The 6,916-nt window shown below is 39.3% G+C and carries 6 protein-coding genes; 1 reads left to right on the forward strand and 5 read right to left on the reverse strand.

Annotation, left to right across the window (positions count from 1 at the left end):
• Positions 1 to 109 precede the first annotated feature (109 nt).
• The 5 genes from ACU696_RS04480 to ACU696_RS04500 all read right to left on the reverse strand — a co-directional run bounded on the left by ACU696_RS04480 (position 110) and on the right by ACU696_RS04500 (position 5,139).
• On the reverse strand, positions 110 to 919 hold the full coding sequence (locus tag ACU696_RS04480; RefSeq protein WP_109912620.1) for a protein bax: 810 nt from the start codon (positions 917 to 919) through the stop codon (positions 110 to 112).
• A 491-nt stretch (positions 920 to 1,410) separates the two neighbouring features.
• Complete coding sequence (locus tag ACU696_RS04485) at positions 1,411 to 2,556, reverse strand: DUF4056 domain-containing protein (protein WP_209102630.1); 1,146 nt, start codon at positions 2,554 to 2,556, stop codon at positions 1,411 to 1,413.
• Positions 2,556 to 3,701, reverse strand: coding sequence for a BamA/TamA family outer membrane protein (locus ACU696_RS04490; RefSeq protein WP_209102633.1), 1,146 nt, complete (start codon positions 3,699 to 3,701; stop codon positions 2,556 to 2,558). Before ACU696_RS04490 ends, ACU696_RS04485 begins: the two co-directional genes overlap by 1 nt.
• The gene (locus ACU696_RS04495; protein ID WP_109912617.1) at positions 3,701 to 4,720 is read right to left on the reverse strand and encodes a hypothetical protein; all 1,020 of its coding nucleotides are present in this window, start codon (positions 4,718 to 4,720) and stop codon (positions 3,701 to 3,703) included. Before ACU696_RS04495 ends, ACU696_RS04490 begins: the two co-directional genes overlap by 1 nt.
• 236 nt (positions 4,721 to 4,956) lie before the next feature.
• Positions 4,957 to 5,139, reverse strand: a complete 183-nt coding sequence (locus ACU696_RS04500; protein WP_004915146.1) for a hypothetical protein — start codon at positions 5,137 to 5,139, stop codon at positions 4,957 to 4,959.
• Between the two features lie 253 nt (positions 5,140 to 5,392).
• Between ACU696_RS04500 and ACU696_RS04505 the strand changes: the two genes are divergently transcribed.
• The gene (locus ACU696_RS04505) at positions 5,393 to 6,850 is read left to right on the forward strand and encodes a DUF4026 domain-containing protein (protein ID WP_209102635.1); all 1,458 of its coding nucleotides are present in this window, start codon (positions 5,393 to 5,395) and stop codon (positions 6,848 to 6,850) included.
• The last annotated feature ends 66 nt before the right edge of the window (positions 6,851 to 6,916 follow it).

Genomic DNA, 6,916 nt, shown 5'->3' on the forward strand with positions numbered 1-6,916 from the left:
CTCGCCACCATTCGAACTATTTAGAGCAATAGAGTCAATCTAAAAAACAATAAAAAAATCCACTTAACGAAGTGGATTTTTTTTATGTCTTGTACCTGGTGATACAAAATTAAATGCGAGTGGCTGCTCTTTGTTGAGCTTGTGTAATCAATTCTTCATTACTCGCGTACATCTCTTGTAAATAGCGGTTATAGGTTGAACCTAACTCTGAGTACCCTTTCATATCATTGATTAGCTTTTTAGTATCTAGCTCATCTTTTGATAGGCGTTGCTTTGCTCGTGAAGTACGCAGTGACTCATAAGCATTATGGGTATTCATGTTCTTCATATAAGCAGTCACAGTATCTTCTACAGAAGTATAGGAAGAATAGCCTTTGACTTTACCTTTCTTAGTTTGGCAGCCGCTACCGCAGCGCATACCAAATAAATTACCGTTTTGCAGAGCAAGTTGTGAAGTCCCCCAGCCAGACTCTGTTGCTGCTTGTGTTGCAACTAAGTGCGTTGGCATGATGTCGACACGACTCAATAGTTTGTCCCAATTTAAACGTTTTGGGTTACTACACTTCATACCATAACTATTACAGATTTGCTCAAGACGGCGCAATTCTTGGGCGCTCCACTTCTTGTTAGCCCGTACTGATAACAACCAAGTACGTTCAGCCATGATCTGCTTATTCACTTTTTCTATAACAGGGACAACCGTTTTCAAAAATGCTTTCTTTCGAGGTGTACCAGAAGGGTATTTACGTAAATCAGGGAGTGAGGTTTTAGCCTGACTTACATTCTGTTGCACAGTTTTATTAGTATACTCTTTATTGAGCATTGTGCTGGTACTGGTGGAGCCCATACTCAGGCTCGAAAATAAAAGTAAAAATAAGAAAGCGAAGACGGCGTTTGTCCTCATCGTTCGAGAGGGCATTTGCTTCTCCTAAGTATCTCTGAACAAAATTCGAGCGAATATTAGCAGATTAATTTTTTACGAGCTACATTTATCCGGGTGACATTAGGGAAATTTCTGTATTATTTTGTAGACTTTTTTATATTATTATGAATTTACTGATTTTAATTGGTATAAAGTTTCTATTGGTATATTTTCATATGAAGAATAATAAATTAAACTGTTCATTTTTGTGGTGACTGAGCTTAACTTAAGTTAAATTTGAGTAAAAAACATACAGTTCATGTAGTTATTACAGGGTTATTTTGTCTGAAAAACAAGCAGTTGATAGGCTGTTTTTTAACCAAAATGAGATCTCCATCGTTTTATTAAAGCCTATCGAGGTGACAAAAGTGAAATAAAATTATTATCTGTAAATGAGTAAAAAGTGATATTTAGCTTAAATTTTAAGTACGGTAATGTCAGGGCAAAGATTTATTGAGTGATTAATATGGATATCATAAATAGGTCTTTTAAGGTTTTAAAATTTGTTGCAGTAAATCTTGTTGTTTCGCATCGTCCGCTAGCTGTTGAAAATCTGACACCGTCCAATAAGAAGTTGGTTTGGGGAGCAGTTTCATATCATCAGTAGGGAGCAAACGCAGTTGTGCGAGCAATGACAAATCATATTTGAGATAGCGATCAGGCAACGTTAAAAATAAGCCTTCAGACGGCATAATTTGTGGAGGCATCAGAGGGTAACGTTGGTCACTTGTTTGGTAATCTCTTATTAAAACAAGAAATTTCTCCGGAACTCTACGGTAACTGTTCCACCATAAACCATCAACGCTATCAAATATTTTTCGCGTGGTTTTTCTATCTTTGCTACCGAGCTGGTGAAGTGCCAGTGGAAGAATATTTTCCATTGATTGAGAATAAGTGGCTAAAGAGTCTGCTCGGCCTTGTAGTATCAAAGTTAAGGCAAGACGGGAACCAAGTAAATTTGAGTACAGGTCTTCAGGGGAAAATGCGGAAATCCCTTCGGAAAATCCTGGTACAGATTGATAACCATACCACTGGGCAATTTCATGCCATACCGCGAGCTGGAAAGCCAATTTTGCGGCTAAGTAGGCGCTTAGGGTATAACGTTGTTTGGCAGATTGTGGTGGTTCAAATGCACTGAAATGAATTTGTCTATCCGCTAACTCTTCACTAAGTGACAGCGACCATTGTTGACCAAGGCGTGGGTAAATTTGGCTAAATAAGTAAAAAGTATAATCTGCAGTATCTCTGACATGGGAAATATCAATAAACCCGCTTTTATCTGTATAGAGTAAGCCTATTTTTTCATTACTGAGCCCCATTAATGCAGCAGAGGCACCTAAAAAGCTGTCATTATAATGATGTTCACCGAGGCTATCTGCTTCAACGATATTATCGATAGTGTAAAACGGGACAGGTAATCCCCACAGTTCAGCTTGCAAGTTGTAGCCAAAAGCGCAGCAAGCGCGCAAACCTTGTGGAGGAGCTAAGGAAGCAACCACAGGCCAAGCTTGTGAGGCCGCTTCAAAAGTATAGGGGGTAATTACAGGCTCAATGGCAGGCAAATCCAGTTTGTCATGACTTTGGCAGGCGGCTAATAAAAGCGCAATCCCCATTGCCAGAACCCATTTGAACATTAAAATGCCTCCCCAACCTGAAAATACACCCCGGTACTGTTGCGGCCGACACCTAAATCCAAGCGAACATTCATTCTTGGTTTAAATTCAAAACGGTAGCCAACACCTACGGTGGGCAACCAATGCCCTTGACCTAATTCGGACGCAGTATCGCTCATGGTTCCTGTGCCTAACCAACCAACAACGCCATGGCGCCAATCGAGTTTATGGCGGAGTTCTATTTGGCTGGTGAATATATTGTTATCACGATAACGGCCTTCGTAATACCCGCGCATACGGTTGCCATTACCGAGTAATGATAGCTGGTTCCACGGTACATTTCCGCTTGAAAACCTTGCATAATTGTCGAATGCAATAACAGTCTCTTCGGCTAAGGTATGGTAATAGGCATATTGTAATTGGGTGGTTTGGAAGCGTGTATCGCTACCAAGGTTAGGTGTAAAATAAGTATAAACAGCCTCAAAAGTTTGCCCATGATAGGCATTGGGTAGAAAATCTCGTGTGTCATAGCTGTAATATGCACTGATGCCTGAATTTAACACCGAACGGCCCCCAATTGACTTGGAGAAATACTGTTTCGCACCATCATCAGGATCGCTGGCATTGATTGATGAGAAGTTCCAACCGAGCCCTACATAAGTAGAATCAGTCAGTTGGTATAAGGCTCTTGGAGTTATTTGGAACTCTTGAGAATGGTACTTTTCTTTATTGTGATCGTTTTTCCCTGCAGAATATCCCTTACCCCAATAATAAGTGGGAATATTGTTAATGGTGCCGGAAACAAATAACCGCCACTGGTCGTTATCAATAAAATTATAATTGGTAAAATTTAAGCCAAATGCGCCGGTCGACGACGCAAAACCGCTTAAGCCAATAGAAGATGGCTGGGTTTGTTTATCTTCTTTATCTATTCGATATAAACCAACCAGTGCGGTGCCAATACCAATGCCCATTTCGGGGGTATAAAATGGCCCTGGTAATATGCCCCAATCTACAGTTTTACTTTCATCAAAGCTATTTTCCCCACCGAGATCGTTTAGCCAGCCATCGATTTGCTGGCGGTCAGGAAGAAAATCAGCTTTAGCAGGAAAAATAATAAAAAGGCTGAGCAAGACCAGCCTTTGAATAATTGTCGAATGCCACATTAAAAACGGAATTCCCCAGAAATATAAAAACTATTCCGGTTATTAAAACCGATTTCGGTTAACACATTAAAGTTTCGAGTGAGTTCAACCCGAGCACCGACAGTATTATTCCATTTATGGGCAAGATGCTGTTTAACATCGAATTTTGCATCGTCTGGTGCTAATGCCATTAACCCACTCAATTCAGGCGGTAAATCTAGTTTACTAATATCACCTTTGAATCGTTGGGTAATATCTTGATACATGGCACCAGTCCAAATTTGTAGTTTTGTATTACCTTGACCAGGGATCAAAGGTTCAAAGATAAATTCATAACCAACTCGAGGAGTTACAACAAAAGCAGTAATGTCACCGTCTAAGATATCAAGGCTTGTTCTGGTATAGTTAAAATCTAATGTACTAAAGAATTGGTTATACCCACCAGCGAAGGTAACACCACCACCATACGTTTTTCCTTTATAATCTAATTCAAAAGGCAGATTTTTACCGATATCAATTATATTCTCTTTGCCAAAAATTTTGACTCGAGCTTTTACGCTATCAAGATTTGTGGTTGATGTACCTTTGGTTTTTCCATAAACGCCATATACGTTCATAAATGGAAAGACCCAAGTATCGAGTTTTAGCATATGTGATTCATTCTTACTGCGTGTATGTCCTGTTTTAATCATTAAATCATCATTTAAATCGAATTTAACAAAAGGAATATTTACGCCCTTTTCTGATTTAAAGGCTATTTTATCAACTTTTATATCTTGACGCAGGTTCATATATCCATAGCCGATCCCAAATGGTTCCGGTAAATCATACCCTCGAGCACGGGCTTCATCGCCCCAAATCGGCAGTACTCGTGACTCTGTGGTAGAAGAACGAGTAATGCCGCCTTCGCTATTATTTTGTGGTACTCCAGATTCACTTACAGAGACTGAAAATAATGGACGATCGCTATCGGCAAAGCTCACAGACATGCTCATAATAGAAGAAAGGATCAGTGCAGTACTGAATTGAATGCGTTTCATAAAATTGGCTCAATATTTGGACAATAAAGAAGTGTAATAGATAAATTGTTATTAGTCGTACAGTGATGATTAGAATTCTATCATTAGAAATTCATTTTTAGATGGCGCTTAATGCTTTTTTGTTGGTAAATTGAGCTAAATAAATGCGCGTTTATTATTCATTTAAAATGGTTGTATGAAAGGGATAAAGCAGGTGCCGATATAATAAACAATACCGGCACGGAGCAGGCAAAAGGCTATTTTTTAGTTTGCTGATGAAACTTAACACGCTCATGAAAATAGGCTTTCAAATGGTCTTCCATTTGGTGAATTTTTTCTTCTAAGGCGTTGACCAACACTTCATCGCTATTCATATCGAAAACGCGTTGCATTGCGAGATCATCGACATATTCTTTTTGTGCTTTGGTTAAATCAGCCATATTTGAATTACCTTTATTGAAATAGAACTTTTTGCTTCATCAATATAAAGCAAATTAAAGAAAGAGCATTATTGTGCCTCAGTCAATACCGTATGAAAAGTAGAATAACTGATTGTCGAATAATGATTATTTGTTAACTTAGTTGCAATACGAAGGATCAAATCACAATCTCAGTTTGTTAAGAATAATCACAATATTCTTAATGAATATAAGCTGATATCCTCGCCACAGTCACTTATTAATAGGTCTAAAAATGAATAATAAACAACACTACCTTGATACCGCAGCAGGTGAGGGCGAGAAAGAAGCATCAATGATGGTTGCTATTCCTGGTTCTGAGCTGACGTCTTTATTACTTGAGCAGCGTTTAGAAGAACAAACTTATTTCACCGAGGGTGAGATAGATTACATTCCAGAGGATGGCGGTTTTTTCTTTAGTTGTAAAAAAGATGAAGAAGAATTACGTTTTTATATCGCTTTAGTGGATAGCGACCCTGAATATACCATCAACCCTTATTTTGCCACTGACCCAATCAGCCCTGAGTTGTATGCAGAAGCAAGTGCAGCCCCTCAAGCGGTAATTGTTGAGTGCTTATTTCAAGGGCAACCATTAGTCAATTATCTGCAGCAGCTAAAGGTTATTCAAATCTTGGTGCCCGATCTATTACTGGGCTTGGATATTTCTGCCGCAGGGAAAGTGTTTACTCGTGAGTGGCTTAATTTCCAACTCATTGATGATTTGATGCCAAGCATTGATTCTTTGTATGTTGTTCATGCTATTTATGACCAAGAAGATAACGAAGACAAGCCGGAAGAAGAGCGTGCTCCGACTATGTATTGGTTCCACACGCACGGTTTGGCACGTTGTGGTTTGTCGGAAGCGGAAATTATTATACCGCACCCGATTGCTTCTTATTATGGTATTCCCGAACTGTTTTGGAGCTTCGTGAATAACAGCATTACTCACGGGAAAATCGTGTTTAATGAGCCCATTTTTATTGGACAAACCCAAACGGGCTATGAGTATTTAGTTGCAGTACCGTTTGAAGAAGGGCTGCTGCATGTAGGGAAATCAACCCCAATTGATGACTTAAAACCACTAGAAGAGATGAACTTCGAGTTTGGAGATGTGTCATCTGAACGTTTTATGGGGGATTGGCATGATAGAGATGAATCTCATCAACACCCATCCGCTATGCTGTTCCGTGTGACACAAGAAAACCCAGTATTAGAAAGTTTCTTTGAAGGTTTTGAAGATCAAAACGCCATGATGTTTATGCGCACCGATGAAGAAACGGCAGATATGTCGCGTAAAGCTAAATTGCGTTGGGAATATTTCACCCATATGTTAGATAACTATGGGCCAAAACAGGTCGCTCAGAAGAAAGGCTTTTTTGCCAAATTCCTTGGTAAAAACGAGGAAGCTGAAGATTCTGAATGGCGCTTTTTAGTGAAATGCGGTATTGGCTACCATGATGCGGAAGAAGATTTCGATGGTCATGAACATATGTGGTTTGAACCTGTTTCTTGGCATGGTGACCAATTTGAAGGGCGCTTAATAAACCATCCTTTTTATGTGCAAAATATGCAAGAAGGGGAAGTTTATCCATTAACACGTGATGATATTACGGACTGGACAATTTATTTCCAAGACGGCAGCTATACTCCGGATACGATATATAAACTGCTAAGTGGTACTCAAGTTCACTAACTCGTCATACTTCAAGCTGCATGGGTGTTGACTGCACTTAGCCAGCCGAATCACATACTTATGTAT

The organism is Providencia sp. PROV_01, assembly GCF_053098325.1.